At 59.7% G+C, this 17811-nt stretch carries 22 protein-coding genes; 16 read left to right on the top strand and 6 right to left on the bottom strand.

The features are described 5' to 3' along the window. Window position 1 precedes the first annotated feature (1 nt). The 12 genes from MF6394_RS11595 (at window position 2) to recX (ending at window position 9231) form a co-directional block, all read left to right on the top strand. Window positions 2–1168: a tail protein gene (locus MF6394_RS11595; RefSeq protein ID WP_032877508.1), complete on the top strand. Its 1167-nt coding sequence runs from the start codon at window positions 2–4 to the stop codon at window positions 1166–1168. Then, entirely contained in the window at window positions 1168–1674 is a 507-nt protein-coding gene (locus MF6394_RS11590; protein ID WP_044272192.1) for a phage major tail tube protein, read from the top strand. The genes MF6394_RS11595 and MF6394_RS11590 overlap by 1 nt, the downstream gene beginning before the upstream one ends. A gap of 177 nt (window positions 1675–1851) precedes the next feature. Continuing rightward, window positions 1852–2433: a phage tail assembly protein gene (locus tag MF6394_RS11585; RefSeq protein WP_044272194.1), complete on the top strand. Its 582-nt coding sequence runs from the start codon at window positions 1852–1854 to the stop codon at window positions 2431–2433. Next, the gene (locus MF6394_RS34935) at window positions 2430–2555 is read left to right on the top strand and encodes a hypothetical protein (RefSeq protein WP_020301160.1); all 126 of its coding nucleotides are present in this window, start codon (window positions 2430–2432) and stop codon (window positions 2553–2555) included. The genes MF6394_RS11585 and MF6394_RS34935 overlap by 4 nt, the downstream gene beginning before the upstream one ends. A gap of 6 nt (window positions 2556–2561) precedes the next feature. After that, complete coding sequence (locus MF6394_RS11580; protein WP_044272196.1) at window positions 2562–4781, top strand: phage tail tape measure protein; 2220 nt, start codon at window positions 2562–2564, stop codon at window positions 4779–4781. Further along, window positions 4781–5164 (top strand): phage tail protein, encoded by a 384-nt coding sequence (locus MF6394_RS11575; RefSeq protein WP_044272198.1) that lies wholly within the window; start codon window positions 4781–4783, stop codon window positions 5162–5164. The genes MF6394_RS11580 and MF6394_RS11575 overlap by 1 nt, the downstream gene beginning before the upstream one ends. After that, window positions 5157–5369 carry a tail protein X gene (locus MF6394_RS11570; RefSeq protein WP_044272200.1) on the top strand — a complete coding sequence of 71 codons (213 nt, stop codon included), beginning with the start codon at window positions 5157–5159 and terminating at the stop codon, window positions 5367–5369. The genes MF6394_RS11575 and MF6394_RS11570 overlap by 8 nt, the downstream gene beginning before the upstream one ends. Before the next feature lie 9 nt (window positions 5370–5378). Then, on the top strand, window positions 5379–6380 hold the full coding sequence (locus MF6394_RS11565; protein WP_078466708.1) for a contractile injection system protein, VgrG/Pvc8 family: 1002 nt from the start codon (window positions 5379–5381) through the stop codon (window positions 6378–6380). A 22-nt stretch (window positions 6381–6402) separates the two neighbouring features. Further along, entirely contained in the window at window positions 6403–6960 is a 558-nt protein-coding gene (locus tag MF6394_RS11560) for a glycoside hydrolase family 19 protein (RefSeq protein ID WP_044272204.1), read from the top strand. Between the two features lie 152 nt (window positions 6961–7112). Beyond that, window positions 7113–7613, top strand: a complete 501-nt coding sequence (locus MF6394_RS11555; protein ID WP_020301157.1) for a CinA family protein — start codon at window positions 7113–7115, stop codon at window positions 7611–7613. A gap of 83 nt (window positions 7614–7696) precedes the next feature. Continuing rightward, a complete protein-coding gene (gene recA / locus MF6394_RS11550; RefSeq protein WP_003189042.1) occupies window positions 7697–8755 on the top strand; it encodes a recombinase RecA in 1059 nt (352 codons plus the stop codon). An 8-nt stretch (window positions 8756–8763) separates the two neighbouring features. Next, window positions 8764–9231 (top strand): recombination regulator RecX, encoded by a 468-nt coding sequence (gene recX, locus MF6394_RS11545; RefSeq protein ID WP_044272206.1) that lies wholly within the window; start codon window positions 8764–8766, stop codon window positions 9229–9231. 61 nt (window positions 9232–9292) lie between these two features. Here recX and MF6394_RS11540 read toward each other — a convergent pair whose 3' ends face one another. Together MF6394_RS11540 and MF6394_RS11535 are read right to left on the bottom strand one after the other, a co-directional pair. Beyond that, the gene (locus MF6394_RS11540; protein WP_047712713.1) at window positions 9293–10405 is read right to left on the bottom strand and encodes a TIGR00730 family Rossman fold protein; all 1113 of its coding nucleotides are present in this window, start codon (window positions 10403–10405) and stop codon (window positions 9293–9295) included. Window positions 10406–10699: 294 nt separating this feature from the next. Beyond that, window positions 10700–11134, bottom strand: coding sequence for a PA3611 family quorum-sensing-regulated virulence factor (locus MF6394_RS11535; protein WP_044272210.1), 435 nt, complete (start codon window positions 11132–11134; stop codon window positions 10700–10702). A 178-nt stretch (window positions 11135–11312) separates the two neighbouring features. Here MF6394_RS11535 and MF6394_RS11530 point away from each other — a divergent pair, with 178 nt between their 5' ends. From MF6394_RS11530 to MF6394_RS11520, 3 genes are all read left to right on the top strand, one after another. Next, window positions 11313–12032, top strand: a complete 720-nt coding sequence (locus MF6394_RS11530) for a tRNA-uridine aminocarboxypropyltransferase (RefSeq protein WP_078466707.1) — start codon at window positions 11313–11315, stop codon at window positions 12030–12032. A 251-nt stretch (window positions 12033–12283) separates the two neighbouring features. Continuing rightward, a complete protein-coding gene (gene erdR, locus MF6394_RS11525) occupies window positions 12284–12934 on the top strand; it encodes a response regulator transcription factor ErdR (protein ID WP_003189050.1) in 651 nt (216 codons plus the stop codon). Window positions 12935–13009: 75 nt separating this feature from the next. Beyond that, window positions 13010–13372 (top strand): diacylglycerol kinase, encoded by a 363-nt coding sequence (locus MF6394_RS11520; protein WP_003189051.1) that lies wholly within the window; start codon window positions 13010–13012, stop codon window positions 13370–13372. Window positions 13373–13375: 3 nt separating this feature from the next. On the opposite strand, the gene MF6394_RS11515 is transcribed toward MF6394_RS11520, so the two are convergent. Further along, window positions 13376–14302, bottom strand: a complete 927-nt coding sequence (locus tag MF6394_RS11515) for a LysR family transcriptional regulator (protein ID WP_003189054.1) — start codon at window positions 14300–14302, stop codon at window positions 13376–13378. 125 nt (window positions 14303–14427) lie between these two features. Between MF6394_RS11515 and fpr the strand changes: the two genes are divergently transcribed. Further along, complete coding sequence (gene fpr, locus MF6394_RS11510) at window positions 14428–15207, top strand: ferredoxin-NADP reductase (protein WP_003189055.1); 780 nt, start codon at window positions 14428–14430, stop codon at window positions 15205–15207. Between the two features lie 181 nt (window positions 15208–15388). Here fpr and tsaA read toward each other — a convergent pair whose 3' ends face one another. From tsaA to MF6394_RS11495, 3 genes are all read right to left on the bottom strand, one after another. After that, window positions 15389–16084, bottom strand: a complete 696-nt coding sequence (tsaA, locus tag MF6394_RS11505; RefSeq protein ID WP_047712715.1) for a tRNA (N6-threonylcarbamoyladenosine(37)-N6)-methyltransferase TrmO — start codon at window positions 16082–16084, stop codon at window positions 15389–15391. A gap of 3 nt (window positions 16085–16087) precedes the next feature. Further along, complete coding sequence (locus MF6394_RS11500) at window positions 16088–16549, bottom strand: DUF1456 family protein (RefSeq protein ID WP_017529765.1); 462 nt, start codon at window positions 16547–16549, stop codon at window positions 16088–16090. Window positions 16550–16618: 69 nt separating this feature from the next. Beyond that, a complete protein-coding gene (locus tag MF6394_RS11495) occupies window positions 16619–17329 on the bottom strand; it encodes an rRNA pseudouridine synthase (RefSeq protein ID WP_003189059.1) in 711 nt (236 codons plus the stop codon). Between the last annotated feature and the right edge of the window lie 482 nt (window positions 17330–17811).

The raw sequence follows: 17811 nt of genomic DNA, 5'->3' as shown, positions 1-17811 counted from the left end.
CATGGCAGAAGTCCTGAACTTCGAGCACAACGGCATCACTGTGAATGCCACTGAATCCCCCGAGGCCATGGGTGGCCTTGGTGATAACGTCATTGGCCTGGTCGGCACTGCGCCGAATGCCCATGCGTCGATCCCCAAAAACGCGCCGTTTCGTATCAACAGCTTCACCACCCAGGCGCTGCTGGACCCCACCGGTACTGAGTCGGGCACCTTGTTCCAGGCGGTGTACCAGATCCTCAAAGTGGTCAAGGTGCCGGTCTATGTAGTCATCGTCGAAGAGGGCGCCACCCCGGCCGACACGATCAACAATGTGATCGGCGGCAACGACCCGGTCACCGGTCGCAAACTGGGCCTGGCTGCCCTGAGCAGCGTCCCTGAAGACCTCACCATCATCGGCGCCCCTGGCTTCACGGGCACCAAAGCCGTAGCCGGTGAGTTCGCCTCGTTCGGCAAACGCATCAAGGCCCGTGTGGTGCTCGATGGCAAGGACGCTTCCGTTGCCGACCAAGTGACCTACAGCGGCGAACTGGGCGGGGCTGACCTGGGCTTCGACCGTTGCCTGCTGGTGCACAACATGCCGTCGGTGTACTCCAAAGCCGCGAAGAAAAACGTGTTCCTGTCGCCATCCTCGCTGGCCATCGCCGCACTGGCCAAGGTCAAGCAGTGGGAAAGCCCAGGTAACCAGGTGACCTTCGCCGAGGACGTTTCTCGCGTGGTCGAGTACAACATCCTCGACACCTCCACCGAAGGCGACCTGCTCAACCGCTACGGCGTGAGCTACTACGCCCGCACCATCCTCGGCGGTTTCTCGCTGCTGGGTAACCGCTCCATCACCGGCAAGTTCATCAGCTACGTCGGCCTGGAAGATGCCATCAGCCGCAAGCTGGTCAAGGCCGGCCAGAAAGCCATGGCCAAGAACCTCACCAAGTCCTTCATGGACCAGGAGGTCAAGCGCATCAATGACTGGCTGCAAACCCTGGTGGCCGACGAAACCATTCCCGGCGGCAGCGTGTACCTGCACCCGGAGCTGAACAGCGTCGAGAAGTACAAGAACGGCACCTGGTTCATCGTTATCGACTACGGCCGCTACGCGCCGAACGAACACATGGTTTATCAACTCAACGCCCGCGATGAAATCATCGAGCAGTTCCTGGAGGACGTTCTCTAATGTTTACCAACCGAGTCAGACAGGCCATTGCGGCCACCCTTCAAGGCCTGCCGTTGTCGGCAACCGTCGATTCCTTTACGCCGCCGAAAATCGAGTTCGAGATGGACCCGATGACTGGCGGACGCTTCATCGCCGAGGAGGTCGCCAAAAGCGCCAAGGTGCTGAATGCAACCCTGGTACTGCAAGGTGTTGGCGCCCAAGTCCTGCTGGCGCTTGGCGTCACCCAGGGTGACGACATCCTGTTGAACGTGCGTGAAGCCGGTCAGGATCAGGACGGCAAGACCTACTTCACGTACCACACCGTGGGCGGCAAGCTGAAGTCCCTGGCCGAGACGGCGCTGACGATGAACGCCAAGCCGGTCACCACTCTGGAATTGTCCTGCCGTACCTACAACCGTCTGGAAAATGGCATTCCAGTGATCGACATCGACGTGCGCACCCAGAAGTTCGTGCTCAACGGCGTCGACATTCTTGGCGATGCCCGCCGCGCTGTGCTGATGCCTTAAGGGCCGGCGCAATCTGAAGCGAGCACGGTCAAGGTGGTGGCTTGCCTGCGATACAGGCGACTCGGTATCCCTGGAGCATCGAGTGGATGCCATCGCAGGCAAGCCAGCTCCCACAGGGGCCGTGCTCAGGTTTAGATTTTTCGCACTTTTCCATACCGCTCAACAAGGAATTGCCCCATGGCCTGGATGCCTCCGTTGCACGTCCTGCTGTCCCCGATCACCGCCGACACCGGCGCGACGATCGAGCAGGTTCAACTCAAACCGTTGTTCTACGCCGCCCAAAAAGACGCGCTGGCCCGGGCCGGTGATGACGAGGACGACCAGTTCTTTGAACTGGCGAAACTCGCCACCGGCCTGTCGGAAAAAGAGCTCGACCAACTCAAGCGCCCGGACTACGTGAGCATTGCGCAGTACGTACACGAAATGTCGACCCGACCTGCATCGTTTTTTCTCGCGCAAACCGATAGCCCGCGCGAGTCGTTGACGTGCGAACAGGTTGCCCTGCTGCTGCCGCTGGACGCGAGCGGTCGCACTCTCACCAGCGTCACCCTGGAAATGCCCGCCTTGCGCGCTACCAAGGTGATGAAAAAACTCGCCACTAACAAAGACCGGGCCGAGTTCATCACCGCTCACTGCACCGGCCTGATGATTCCCGATCTTGCCGGCCTGACCGTGCCCGACTGGTCCGAACTGCAGGAGCGCATTGACGATTTTTTAAACAAACCGGCGGACTTCTTTCGGACCGCGACATCGAAGTGATCCTCGATGTAGTGCCGCTGGTTTACTCGGTAAGCGAAGCGGAAATCCTCGACTGGGAAGCCGGCAAAGCAATGCGCCGCTACGACATCGCAATCAGTCGTCTTGGCGTTAAACAGGAGTAGAGCGCAATGGCAGACAGTAACCATGGAGCGGGGTCAGCCATTGCCAAGGAAGGCGTGATGACTCAGGGCTCACTTGCAATGGCAGGGGCACAAGCCAGCCTCAAGCCTATGGCGCAAACCCTGGCTAGCCCGCTGGAGGCACCGGGGAGTGCGGCGAATTTGGCATTGGCATTGGCCGATGCCAGCTTGCAGATCAAGCATCTGGCGGACGGGCAGGTACGGTTGGTCGATACGCTGGAGCTGTTCAACGTCTCGTTGCTCAAGGTGATGGACGCCCGGCAAGCCGAAGCTGCCGGGAACGCAGAGGGTACGAAGACCACCGCGGCTACCGACAAGCGTACACCCTCGCAGGCGCTGGACGCCGCGATGACCGACCTTGATCAACTGTTGAGGTTTACTCGCAATGAGCGCAAGGCATTGCGCGAAGCCAACCTTGCCATGGCATCTGAGCCGGTGGTGGCCGCCAGTGGTGCCAGCGCCGTCGACCTCGCTAAGGTCGAGTATGCCGCCGCCCGCACAGGTATTGGCAGCGATCGTAAGGACGCTTCAGGCAATATTGACCCCGTTGGGCGCCAGGCAGACCTGCAGCAGTTCACCCGCGACGCCGCAATCATGGCGACCGCGTTCAAGATCGACGTCAAAAATGCCGGCGAACTCATGGGCGGCTGGCGCGAGTCCATGCACCTTGATCGCGCACAAGCCTTGGACCTTGCCGACGCAACAAACGTGCTGGGCACTCAGGTATCGCTCAAGGCCGAATCGGCGGATATCGGCGCTATTGTGCAACTCCAGGGCGCTGCCGCGAAGGCTGCGGGCATGAGCCCCGAACAGGCAGCAGCGCTTTCGGCGGCATTGTTGAGCGCAGGTAACAGCAAGGCTGTTGCTGGTGCCGGGCTGGAAAAAATCAGCGCCGTCCTGGCTAAAGGCGACAACGCCTCTGCAGGGCAACGCAGTGCCTGGGCAGAGCTCAAGCTTGATCCAAAAGTACTCGCAGCGGGCATGAAACAGGACGCCCCACAGGCCGTGCTTACGGTGCTGGAGGCGCTCAAGTCGCAACCCGCTGAAAGGCAGGCGGTGCTGGCGACGCAGTTGTTCGACGGCAACCAGACGATTCTGAGCCTGGTACCGGTGATCGACAGCGTGAAACAGGCCTTTTCGCTGGTCGCAGAAAAATCCACCTACGCCACTTCGACGCTGGGCGACCAAGGTTCGGTGCTGCGTTCGGCCGCGGTTCGTGCGGACTCTACTTACGCACGTCGGCAAGCCTACGAAGCCAGTACCACACGCTTGAGCACCGCCTCTGATACAGCGTTGGCCCCCGTTGTGGATACCTCGCTGACCGCAATGAACGGCCTGGTCAGTGGCGTGGCTTGGCTCGCGGAAGGCCTGCCCAAGGCTGCCGCAGCCGTCACCCTGGCGGGGGCGGTGCTGATCCCGGTGGTTTCCGGTGTTTTCGGTGCCGTGAAGGACAAGATTTTCGAAAAGGTCGCAGGGAAAGTGCTCGGAGAGGGGCCGGCAGCAGGGAATAAAACCACACCGCCGGACAGCCAGCGCAAAGCCCCGAGCAATGACGAGCACAGCGGTAATCGCCCGCCTGCTTCCGGCCCTGGCATCTCTGGCAAAGCGGCGAAGGTGAGCACGCTGGCCAAAGGGGGGGCCCTGGGTTTGGTGGTGGCCCAGGCCGGTGTCGAGATGACGCGAGGCGCGATGACCGGAAACCTGGGGCAAGCGGTTGGCACCAGCGTGGGCTCTATCGGCGGCGGTGTTGCCGGCGGTGTCGTTGGTGATGTGGCGGGGATGGCGATTGGTCGTGCGGTCGGCACGCTGGCGGGAGCTGTTATCGGTTCGGTCGTTCCGGGTGCCGGCACAGTGTTGGGCGGGGTGATGGGCGGCGTCGCCGGGGGCGCAATCGGTAAGGTAGTCGGTGGTGCCGTGGGCACTTTCGTGGGCAGTGACGTCGGTGCGTGGCTTGCTGAAAAAGTGATGGGGACGGGCGATCGCCTGCCATCCCCCACAGAGGTCAGCAAAAACCTCAACGCCCCTCAAGCCGACAACCGCCAAATCAACTTCGCCCCGCAAATCACCATCACCGCGCCTGAGCAAGCCAGCCATCAACAACTGGCGGCGCTCGTGGTGCAACAGATCGAAGCGCAATTTACCCCGCTGTCGATGGACAACCTGCTGGCGACCCGACGCGGCGCAGCACTCACCGATGGAGCTGTGTGATGCGACAACAGATGGTCTTGGGTACTTTTATTTTCGGGCTGTCCCGTGGATTCGCCTACGACACGCTTGATCGTGGTAGCAGCGGGGGCTGGGTCAGTCTCGACATCATTGCCGGCAAACCTAAATCCAGCCAGGTCGGCCAGGGGCTCGAAACGCTGGCATTGGGCGGCAAGGCTGCGCGCGCCAAGGGCATGGCGCGCCTGGATGAATTGCGCGCCCTGCAGGCCCTGCGGACGCCGTTGCCTTTGGTGGACGGATTAGGGCGTAACTGGGGGCTATGGACCATCAAGTCGATCAGTGAAAAACAAACCAGCGTGATCGACGACGGTACGGCCATGGTGATCAATTGGTCGTTGGTACTGGAGGAGTTCGTCAATGCGTAGGGTTCGAAGTATTGCCGGCGACTCGGTGAACCTGTTGCTCTACCGCCAACTGGGGCGCAGTGATGATGCCGCAGAAGAGGCGTTGTGGCGCTTGAATCCGGAGTTGGCCGAACAGGGCGCAGTACTGCCTGCGGGCGTCAGTGTGCTGGTGCCCGAATTGGATGCGCAACCGGTCGCAAGTCGACCGGTTTCCGCCTGGGATTAAGGAGCCATTATGGCACTCGGTTTTACACCTGTAGTGGAGCTTTACGGAACCAATGCCGCGCTATTTAACGAGCGGCTATTGGAATGGGAACACACCGACGCATCGGGGTTTGTATCTGATCAACTGAAGTTGACCCTCGATATCGAGGGGCTTGAAGGGCTGCCCGATCTGGGCGGCAAAATTGGCCTGCGTATCGGCTACCTGGAATCGGGCCTGGTGGATAAGGGCGTGTTCAAGATCACCCAGCGCACGCCCTCGATGTTCCCATTGCGACTGGTGCTGGTGGCCACGGCGGCACCGTTCGACGAGCACGAATTCAAACAGCGCCGCACCGCCAGCCATGGGCCGATAACCCTGGGTGCGCTGTTTCGTCAACTGACCACTCGGTACGGTTTTTCACCGCGTGTGGCGCCTGAACTCGACGGTGAGCCCATCGCACACATCGATCAGACCAATGAAAGCGACATGGCTTTTCTCACGCGCTTGGCCAAGCGCTTCGATGCGGTGGCCAAGCCTGTCGATGAGCTGTATGTACTGGGGCGTAAAGGCCAGATCAAGACACTGTCGGGCAAGGCAATGCCGGATGTGCGGTTGTCGATTACTCATGACAATCGTCCAGGCGAGCGTGCGTTCATCAGCGCCAGTTTCACCGACACCAGCCGTGCCAAATACAACGGCGCGCAAACCTCATGGTGGGATGCCGCAGGCGGCAAACAGCATGTCGTCCAGGTGGGCGTCGCTCCCTTCAAAGTGGTGACACAGCGATACCAGAGCGAGGACGAAGCGCGCTCAGCGGCGCAGGGAGAGATGCGCCGCGTGGGGCGTGAAGGGTTGCAGATTGATGTGGTCTGCCCTGGCAATCCTTCGTTGGCTGCTGAAGGCCTGTTGCTGCTGGATGAGTCGTGGCCGGGGTTCATGCAAGGGCGCTGGTCGATTAAAACGGTGAAATCCAGGGGCGAACGCAAAGGTGGCTATCGGAGTACGGTCCAGGCCAGCGGTTTGTCGGTGTAGAGGCTTCCTTAGAGTAAAACCCATGGTCATCACACATGCTCAGCTTCTGGGTGTCATGCCTGGAGCCCGCCTTCGCGCGGGCTTTTTTTTAACCTTTCTAAATGCGGCCTTCGCTGCACACCAGATCAATACGGCCCGTCGCGTTGCCGCCTTCCTCGCCCAAGTTGGCCACGAGTCTGCCCAGTTGCAGTACGTGCGCGAATTGGGCAGTGATCAATACCTGAGCAAGTACGACACTGGCAGCTTGGCCGCGCGGTTGGGCAACACCCCCGAAGCGGACGGAGATGGGCAAATGTATCGGGGCAGGGGGCTGATCCAGATCACCGGGCGCCGCAATTACATGGCATGCAGCCAAGCGCTGTTCGGTGACGATCGCTTGCTTGGACAACCGCAGTTGCTGGAGCAGCCACAATGGGCCTGCGAATCCGCCGCCTGGTTCTGGCAAAGCAACGGTCTCAACGAGCTCGCCGACAAAGACCAGTTCACCACCATCACCCGCCGCATCAATGGCGGCCTCAATGGCCTGGACGACCGTTTGCAGTTGTGGGCGCGGGCGAAGGCAGTGCTATGCGTTTCCTAGGTGCGTTTCGCTCGGTCGGTGTGTGCCGGCGCATGGTGCATGTGTGGCAGGTGCAGGCCGTCGCGCATTAGCCTCTTGATGCACTCTGTATCTTGCATGGCCGATAGGCTCCTGTAGGGTAGGCGAACCCCCGCCCATTCCTGGAGACGACCGTGAAGGAAATCACTCAACTGGCTGCCGAACTGGGGCGCCGTTTGCAGGTGCTCAGTGCCCACGTCACCACTGCCGAGTCCTGTACCGGCGGCGGTATTGCCGAAGCCATCACGCGGATCCCGGGCAGTTCGGCCTGGTTCGAGGCGGGCTATGTCACCTATTCCAACCGACAGAAGACCCGACAGTTGAATGTGCCGGAAAAGCTGTTTGCCAAAGTCGGGGCCGTCAGCCAGGAAGTGGTGGAAGCGATGGCCCGCGGCGCGCAGGAAAAAAGCCTGGCGCGATTTGCCGTGGCGGTCAGCGGTGTGGCCGGCCCCGATGGCGGCTCGCCGGACAAGCCGGTGGGCACCGTTTGGCTGGCCTTTGCGGTGGGCGACGAGGTGACCGCCGAGCTTGCGCACTTCCCCGGCAACCGCGACGAGGTCCGCCGACAAACGGTGAAAGCCGCGCTGGAGGGCTTGTTGCGACGAGCTGCAGCAGAAATAGACAATCAGGGGTAGGCGATCACCGATCTTTGTGGAACAATACTGTCTACTTATACAGGTGTTGGCCGTCAGGCCTTATTGATTACGTGAGGACTTTAATGGACGACAACAAGAAGAAAGCCTTGGCTGCGGCCCTGGGTCAGATCGAACGTCAATTCGGCAAGGGTGCCGTAATGCGTATGGGCGATCACGACCGTCAGGCGATCCCGGCTATTTCCACTGGCTCTCTGGGTCTGGACATCGCGCTCGGCATTGGCGGCCTGCCAAAAGGCCGTATCGTTGAAATCTACGGTCCTGAATCTTCCGGTAAAACCACCCTGACCCTGTCGGTGATTGCCCAGGCGCAGAAAATGGGCGCCACCTGTGCGTTCGTCGACGCCGAGCACGCCCTGGATCCTGAATACGCCGGTAAGCTGGGCGTCAACGTTGATGACCTGCTGGTTTCCCAGCCAGACACCGGCGAGCAAGCCCTGGAAATCACCGACATGCTGGTGCGCTCCAACGCCATCGACGTGATCGTGGTCGACTCCGTGGCGGCCCTGGTGCCCAAGGCTGAAATCGAAGGCGAAATGGGCGACATGCACGTGGGCCTGCAAGCCCGCTTGATGTCCCAGGCGCTGCGTAAAATCACCGGTAACATCAAGAACGCCAACTGCCTGGTGATCTTCATCAACCAGATCCGTATGAAGATCGGCGTGATGTTCGGTAGCCCGGAAACCACCACCGGTGGTAACGCGCTGAAGTTCTACGCTTCGGTCCGTCTGGATATCCGCCGTACCGGCGCGGTGAAGGAAGGCGACGAGGTTGTTGGTAGCGAAACCCGCGTCAAGGTTGTGAAGAACAAGGTGGCGCCGCCATTCCGTCAGGCTGAGTTCCAGATTCTCTACGGTAAGGGTATTTACCTGAACGGCGAGATGATCGACCTGGGCGTGCTGCACGGTTTCGTCGAGAAGTCCGGTGCCTGGTATGCCTACAACGGCAGCAAGATCGGTCAGGGCAAGGCCAACTCGGCCAAGTTCCTGGCGGACAATCCGGATATCGCTGCCACGCTTGAGAAGCAGATCCGCGACAAGCTGCTGACTGCCGCGCCAGATGTAAAAGCGGCTGCCAACCGTGAGCCGGTTGAAGAAGTGGAAGAAGCCGACACTGACATCTGAAGCAAACGATGACTGTTGTACTGGATACACTCGTCGCCGTTCGGCGCACTGCGATGGACCTGCTCGCTCGCCGCGAGCATGGTCGAGTCGAGCTGACACGTAAGCTGCGTCAGCGCGGTGCAGAGCCTGAGATGATCGAAACAGCCCTCGACCGGTTGACGGAAGAAGGGCTGTTGTCGGAAGCCCGTTACCTTGAAAGCTTTGTGTCTTACCGAGCGCGCTCCGGTTACGGCCCTGCGCGGATTCGTGAAGAGCTGAGCCAACGTGGCCTGCAACGTGCCGATATCGACCTCGCGCTACGTGAGTGCGGTATCAGTTGGCAGTCGCAGTTGGAGGAAACCTGGCGCCGCAAGTTTGCGGGCCACCTTCCAATTGATGCCAGGGAGCGTGCCAAGCAAGGTCGTTTCTTGAGTTATCGCGGGTTTTCGATGGACATGATCAGCCGCTTATTGAGCGGTCGGGGTATGGACGACTGAACACCAAAAAACAAAAGGCCCACTATGAAAATAGTGGGCCTTTTTTTTCGCCTGTAAAAAATCACGCTGTCTCTGGCGTCATCCGTTGCTGCGCCTTGCCCTGAGCCTGCGCCCAGTTCTCCGGCAGGTTGATGTAATCCACCAACTCCCGCAGCCGCCCCTGATCGCGACCGTTGAAATTGAACACCAGGCGCGTCAAATGGCTGAACCTCGGTTCGTCATGGTCTTCGCCCGTGTAGGCGAGTTGCTGGAACTCGCCGCTGAGCCGCAGGCTGGCAAATGCTTGTTGCATATGGGCCAGGGCGCGCTCACTCAGGGGATGATTCATGCGCACCACAAACTCACGCTTAAGCCAGCGGGTGGAGTGGAAGTTGGCGTAGAACTGGTTGATTTCGTCCACGGCCTCTTCGGCGCTGTAGACCAGGCGGACCAGTTTGAGGTCGGTGGGCAGGATATAGCGATTGGCTTCCAACTGGCTGCGGATGAAGTCCAGGGCGCCTTGCCAGAACCCACCGCCCGGCGCATCCAGTAGCACTACCGGCACCAGCGGGCTTTTGCCGGTCTGGATCAGGGTCAGCACTTCCAATGCCTCGTCGAGGGTGCCGAAACCGCCAGGGCACAACACCAGCGCGTCGGCTTCTTTGACGAAGAACAGCTTACGGGTGAAGAAAAAGTGGAATGACAGCAGGTTGTCGGTGCCATCAATGGTCGGGTTGGCGTGCTGTTCAAAGGGCAGGGTGATATTGAACCCCAGGCTGTGCTCCAGGCCCGCGCCTTCGTGGGCAGCAGCCATGATGCCGCCACCGCCACCGGTGATGACCATCAGGTCGGAACGTGCCAACGCCGCACCCACTTCTCGGGCTAGCGCATACAGGGGGCTTTCCACTGGTGTACGCGCCGAGCCGAATACCGTGACTTTGCGCCGGCCCTTGAATTGTTCGAGAACGCGAAAGGCATGGTCCAGTTCACGGATGGCGCGCAGGGTGATCTTGGCGTTCCAGCGATCACGGTCGTCCTGGGCCATGCGCAGGACGGTGAGGATCATGTCTCGATAAAGAGGGATATTCGGGCTGTTGGGGGCGATCAACTGAATTTGTGCGTCGACCTGCTGAGTGAGGTCGGTCCCGTTTTCTTCAAAATGACGAAGCAGCAAATCATCTGATTCATAAGGCATTCAATTTCTCCTTCTTTACAGGGCCTGGGTAGTCGACGAAAACGTCGCCTGGGCCACGACACTGCTTGTGTCGCGGCATGCCGCAGGAGGGCAGGCCTTTTTTGCCCTGAAAATATGACAGAACAGCATTAAAAACTGTGGTGGGCGGGCATCTGGGATGAACTGATCATGGGCCGAAAAACCCTTGGCTGGCAACCGCTTATTGGTGGCTCATTACGCAGTTTAGTCGTTGGTGGCAAACGCAGAGCAAGCGTGCGCGCCGCTGGGAAGCAGCGCGGGAGGGTCAAGCAGAGGTTACTTTTTCTTCTTCGCTGGCGCCGGGCAATCGGACTCTGCGAACTTGACCGAAGCCACCGGGCGATTGGTCTTGTTCTCGGTGATTTCATAGCGCATCACTGCGCCCTTGGCCATCAGCTCGCGATAGCCTGGGTTGGTGCACACACTGCGGCCCAGCTGGAAATACACAGCCTTGGGGTTGGCGCGCATTTGTTCGGCACGGTCAGGCAGCACGCTGAGGTGATCGATCAACTGCATGCCTTCAACGGTGTAGGCGACTTCCAGGGTTTTTTCATCGATTTCCCGGGGCAGGTCCTTGTTGCTTTCAGCCGCGACGCTTTGCAGCTTCTTGTTCATTTGAGCCTCCAGCAGCGAGGCCGCATGGGCGCCCATAGGCAAGGCCAGCGCAAGGGCGACGGATGGGGCAACAAGGCGCAGCATGGAACGCAGCATGAAACTCTCCTGATTCGGTTACTGGTGCATAGACCAGCCACTGGGCTGTGCGTTCAGTGGCGCGCAATTATAGGTGAGCCCTTGCCACTACAGCCAGGCGTATCGCTGGTAAACTGCGGGACTTCTGTTTTTCACGAGTTTGTTCCGTGTCGATTTCCTTTTCTTCGCCGCGTGCCCGATGAGCCACGCCGTCTCCCGTTTGCGTACCCAGCGTCTGGCGCGTGCCGTCAGGCCGTTTCTCAATCGGGGTTCGCGTGCTGAGCGCTGTCCCGGCTGTCGGGTCATTCCTGAATACTGCCTATGTGCCTGGCGGCCGCAGGTAGAAGCCAAGTCCGCCATGTGCCTGTTGATGCATGACGTAGAGCCGATGAAACCCAGCAACACGGGCTGGCTGATCGCCGATGTCATACACGACACCACCGCGTTCGCCTGGTCGCGCACCGAAGTCGACCCCGAGCTGCTCAGGTTGCTGGCCGACCCGCAGTGGCAACCGTACATCGTATTCCCCGGTGAATTCGTGGCGCCGCAACGGGTGGTCAGTGAAGTGTGCGTGGAGGAGGGCAAGCGCCCGCTGTTTATTCTACTGGACGGTACCTGGAGCGAAGCGCGCAAGATGTTTCGCAAAAGCCCCTATCTGGAACATTTACCCGTGCTGAGCCTGGCGCCCGAGCAGTTGTCGCGCTACAAACTACGGCGCTCCAAGCGCGATGACCATTTCTGCACCGCCGAGGTGGCGGCGCTGTGCCTGGAACTGGCCGATGATTTGGCCGCCAGCGAAGTGCTGGATGCCTACCTTGATGTGTTCAGCACCCATTACCTGGCTGCCAAGTTTCAACTGCCACTGGATGCAGCGGACACCGTGCATACGCGCCTTGCACCCTACATCCCGGCGGTATAACCAGACGACGTTTGCATGATGGCACTGTAAGCCCGCAACCCGCTAAAATCCCCACGGGCGTAGTGCTTGACCCTCCAGGCTACGCTGGGCATGCTGTGCGCCGATTGGGTGCAACCGTGAATTATCGACGTCGTTTCAGGTGTTTTTGACGTTGAACGGGCCCTGTGGCGATCGCTGCCTGGCCGTCGCCTCGTGTATTGGTGAACCCTGAACCCATCAGGGCTCCCATAAAAAACAGGATCATTTAACCAATGGCCACATACGAAATCCTGATTGCCGATGACCACCCGCTGTTTCGCAGCGCACTGCATCAGGCCGTAACCTTGGGCCTTGGCCCCGATGTACGTCTGGTCGAAGTGGCCAGCATTGCCGAACTGGAAGCCCGCCTCACCGAAAAATCCGACTGGGACCTGGTGTTGCTCGACCTGAACATGCCGGGCGCCTACGGTTTCTCCGGATTGGTGCTGCTGCGTGGGCAATACCCGCAAATACCGGTGGTGATGGTCTCGGCCCAGGAAGAAGCCGATGTGGTGGTGCGCTCCAAAGAGTTTGGCGCCAGCGGTTTCATTCCCAAGTCCAGCGCGATGGAAGATATCCAGAAAGCCGTGCGTACGGTGTTGGACGGCGATGTGTCCTGGCCACCCCAGGCGTTTGAAGAAATCAATGTGTCCGATGAAGCCAAGGCCGCCCGCGATGGCCTGGCCAGCTTGACGCCCCAGCAGTTCCGGGTATTGACCATGGTTTGCGAAGGGTTGTTGAACAAGCAGATTGCCTACGAGTTGAGTGTGTCCGAAGCGACCATCAAGGCCCACGTTACGGCGATTTTCCGTAAGCTGGGCGTGCGTACGCGCACCCAGGCGGCGTTGCTGTTGCAGCAACTTGAGTCGATCTCGCAACATTAAGTTACAGCCGCTTCACGCTTTTTTGACTTTGCGTGATCTAGCTTCCCCACTTCTTTGGTTCAGTTGCCTACATCTATGTCGCCTTTCAAGGGTCAAACCGGTATCAAACGTATCTTCAACGCAGGGGGCTATTCCCTGGATGGCCTGCGTGCAGCTTTCACTGGCGAGGCGGCATTCCGCCAATTGGTGTTGCTGAACGTCATCCTGATCCCCCTGAGCTTTTTCCTGCAGGTCAGCCGGGTTGAACGGGCGCTGCTGATTGCAGTGTGCCTGTTGGCGCTGATCGTCGAATTGCTCAACTCAGCGGTAGAGGCGGCCATTGATCGTATTTCCCTGGACCGTCACCCGCTGTCCAAGAACGCCAAGGACATGGGCAGCGCCGCCCAATTCGTGGCACTGACCATGATCACCCTGGTATGGGCCGTGATCCTGATCTGACGATCAGGCGATACTCGGCAGCACGATCTCGTCGCTGCGCTGCACCCCAGCGGTGAAGGCGCGGCACAGTTCGAGAAACTCGCGCATCGCCGAGGTCTGGTACTTCTGTTTGTGCCAGATGAAGTAGAACTGCCGCGCCAGGTCCAGGTCCGGGGTTTCCACCGGCACCAGGCTGCCACGGCGGAAGGCATCGCGCAGCGCCAGCCGCGAAATGCAGCCAATCCCCAAGCCCGACTCTACTGCCCGTTTGATCGCCTCGGTGTGCTCCAGCTCCAGGCGGATATTCAGTGCGCTGCGGTGATGACGCATGGCCTGGTCGAAGGTCAGACGCGTGCCCGAGCCCTGTTCCCGCAGAATCCACGCTTCGTGGGTCAATTCGTCCATGGTGGCCACGCCACGCTTGGCCAAATGATGCTGGGGCGCACAGAACACCACCAGCTCATCTTCTACCCAGGTTTGCACCTCGATATCCGGATGGCTGCAGTCGCCTTCAATTAGACCCAGGTCAATTTCGTAGTGCGCCACCTGGTGCACGATATGCGCAGTGTTCTGCACATGCAGCTTTACCTGGCTCTCGGGGTGTTGCTGCATGAAGCTGCCAATCAACAGCGTCGCCAGGTAATTGCCGATGGTCAGCGTCGCGCCGACCGCCAGGGAGCCGAAGCCAGACTTGCCGTTGAGCAGGTCTTCGATCTCCTTGGCCTGGTCCAGCAATGCCACAGCCTGGGGCAATAGCTGATGACCAAGGGCGTTGAGGCTTAGGCGTTTACCGGCGCGGTCGAATAATTGGCAGCTGGATTGACGCTCCAGCTCGGTAATTGAGGTGCTGGCGGCGGATTGAGATAAGGCCAGAAGGCCAGCAGCGCGCGAGACGCTTTCCTGCTGGGCGACGGCGACGAAAACTTGCAGTTGACGGAGAGTAAATCGCATATCGATATAACCGATAACCCTTATCTTAATAATCCAGTTAACAGATATTGTCGCCGCCATTAGAATGCTGTGCAATTGCGCATTCCTACCTTTGGCGCAGACCCATTTCCAGGAGTCCCCCGTACATGAGCAACATGAACCACGAGCGTGTCCTCAGTGTTCATCACTGGAACGACACTCTGTTCAGCTTCAAGTGCACCCGCGATCCGGGCCTGCGCTTCGAGAACGGTCAGTTCGTGATGATCGGCCTGCAACAGCCCAACGGCCGCCCGCTCATGCGCGCTTACTCCATTGCCAGCCCGAACTGGGAAGAGCATCTGGAGTTCTTCAGCATCAAGGTGCCCGATGGCCCGCTGACTTCCCAGTTGCAGCATCTGAAGGAAGGCGACGAGATCATCATCAGCAAAAAACCGACAGGCACCCTGGTGCTTGACGATTTGAAGCCGGGCAAGCATTTGTACCTGCTCAGCACCGGTACTGGCCTCGCCCCATTCATGAGCGTGATCCAGGACCCAGAGACCTACGAGCGTTTCGAAAAAGTCATCCTGTGCCACGGCGTGCGCTACGTCAACGAAGTCGCTTACCGCGAATTCATCACCGAGCACCTGCCGCAGAACGAGTTCTTCGGTGAGGCCCTGCGTGACAAGTTGATCTACTACCCGACCGTGACCCGCGAACCGTTCGAGAACGAAGGCCGCCTGACCGACCTGATGCGCAGTGGCAAGCTGTTCAGCGACATCGGCCTGCCACCCATCAACCCCGAGGACGACCGCGCCATGCTGTGCGGCAGCCCAAGCATGTTGGATGAGACCAGCGAAGTGCTGAACAGCTTCGGCCTGAAGGTTTCGCCACGGATGCGTGAGCCGGGTGACTACCTGATCGAGCGTGCGTTCGTCGAAAAGTGACTTCGGGTCACTTGTAGGAGCGAGCTTGCTCGCGAAGACCGTCAACGATAACGCTGGCATCTTGACTGAACGCGGTGCCTGCTCGTTTTTCGCGAGCAAGCTCGCTCCTACAGTTGAATGTGTTGCAAAGAAAAGCCCGCGTTGCCTGTGAAGGCAGCGCGGGCTTTTGCGTTTCTGCGATTTACTGCGCCGGAACCACTTCCAGCACACAAATCATCCCCGGCTCCGGGTAGTGCCAGCGCACATCCACGTCCCAGAAGCGCACACCGTATTCACGCTCAGGGCCGGGCGTTTGGTAGGCCGGTCGCGGATCTTGCGCCAGGCACTGATCAATCAACTCTACCAACGGTTCACCAAGGCGTTGGGCGTGACCTTGCGCCTGTTGCAGTGCAGCCTTGAGCCATTGCACGCCGATCAGCGCGGGCGCATCGCTGGCGATGTGGTTGGTGGCCGCATCAACGCTATCGGCATACGGCACATACGGTTTGATATCCAGCACCGGCGTGCCATCGAGCAAATCTATGCCGGAAATCCACAGCCGCCCCGGCTCCACCTTGTCCAGTTTCACCACCGACTGGCCGATGCCATTGGGACGATGGGTCGCACGGGTAGCAAACACACCCATGGACGTATTGCCGCCCAGGCGTGGTGGGCGCACTTTCAGGCGTGGTTTGTCTTCCAGGGCCTGATGAAACAGAAACAGCAGCCACACATGGCTGACCTGTTCCAGCCCCTGCACCGCCTCGCCCTGGTCGAACGGCGCCACCAACTCCAGCACGCCACGGGCAGCCGGTGCCAGTTGCGGTTGGCGCGGGATGGCGAACTTCTCCTTGAAGCAGGAGCGTACGAAGCCGATGGGCGAGACCTGGTAACTCATGGCTTAGGCACGGACCCGCAAGGTCAGGCCCTTGAGGAAGTTACGCAGCAACTGATCGCCACAGGTGCGGTAGTTGGTATGACCAAACTTGCGAAACAGCGCGCTCAGCTCTGGCTTGGACACCGGGAACTCCGCTGCCTTGAGGATGGCATGCATGTCGTCTTCCTTCAGTTCGAAGGCCACGCGCAGCTTTTTCAGGATGATGTTGTTGGTCACCGGGGTTTCGATCGGCTGTGGTGGACGGCTTTCGTCCTTGCCGCGCTTGAAAATCACCAGGCCATCAAGGAAGTGGGCCATGACGTCATCCGGGCAGAACACGAAGCCTTCTTCCTCGTCTTTCTTGAGGTAGGTCAGCAGATCGTCCTTGGTCACGTCCATGCCGCCGAGCTTGATGATCTCGACCATCTTGTTGTCGCTGATGTCGAGCATGTAGCGCACGCTGCGCAGTACGTCGTTGTGAATCATGGTGGGCAATCCTGGTATTCAACGGATGACACCGCCGGAATCAGGCGGTGTCGGGAAAAGGGGAACGGCTTAAAACTTCTCTTTGCCGGACAGGTAACGCCATTGACCCACCGGCACCTTGCCGATGGACACACCGCCGATGCGAATGCGGCGGATGGCGATGACTTTCAGGCCAACCGCTTCGCAGAACAGCGCGATGACGCCGGGTTGCGGGTTTTTCATCGCAAAGCGCAGGCGGTTTTCGTTCTGCCAGCTGGCTTTGACGGCAGGCAGCTCTTTGCCTTTGTAGGTCAGGCCGTGGTTCAGGCGGTTGAGGCCGTGGGCAACCATGTCGCCTTCGACTTCCACCACGTATTCCTGCTCGATCTTGGCGGCATCGGCGGTCAACTTGCGCAGAATCTTCCAGTCCTGGGTGAACACCAGCAAGCCACTGGCCTTGGCTTGCAGGTCGGCGCTGGCGCTCAGGCGCAGGAAGTGGCCCTTGAGCGGACGCTTGCCGAAGCGGTGTTCTTCAGAGAGGGTATCGGCGCTGATCGAGGCCATGGCGGTTTCAGCATCCACGCCTGCGGGGGCGTGCAGCAGGATGGTCACCGGCTCTGGCGCGGTGGCTTTAGCTTCCGGGTCCAGCTCGACTTTCTCGTCAGTGACCTTGAACTGCGGCTCGTCGATCACTTCGCCGTCCACCGAGACCCAGCCGCCTTCGATAAACAGCTCAGCCTCCCGACGGGAGCAACCGACCAGTTCGATAAGGCGTTTGGAGAGGCGTATGGGGTCAGTCATGACAAGGGCCGTAACAAAAGGGGGCCACTATTGTACCTGCCTGGCGCCGGTTAATCCCGGCTCCATTTCAGCGCATGTGCCTTAACAATTATTAACTGACATGCCACGGGTCAAATGTGGGAGCTGGCTTGGCTGCGAAGGCGGCCTGGCAGTCTACCCATCGGGCGCTGGTATATGGCCATCGCAGCAGAGGTATCTACACAACTTCGGCACAACGCTAAACCTGTGGCGAGGGAGCTTGCTCCCGTGACGACCTCACAGCCAACACCCATCTACCTGGCACCCCGCGATCAAACTGTGGGAGCTGGCTTGCCTGCGAAGGCGGCCTAACAGTCAACACCGTTGGACCGGGTAGATATCCGTTATTTAGGTAACGGCCACTTAGGGTTCCGCCCTGACGGCGGCTCACTTTTGAACAGCGCAAAAGTAAGCAAAACGCTCTTGCCCCACCACTCGGCACCTCGCTTAGGCTCGGTGTGCCC

The sequence above is a fragment of the Pseudomonas sp. MF6394 genome, from assembly GCF_002018845.1.
GTDB lineage: Bacteria > Pseudomonadota > Gammaproteobacteria > Pseudomonadales > Pseudomonadaceae > Aquipseudomonas > Aquipseudomonas lactis.
Note: the sequence above shows the minus strand (reverse complement) of the source record. Positions and strands in the feature narration are given on the sequence as shown.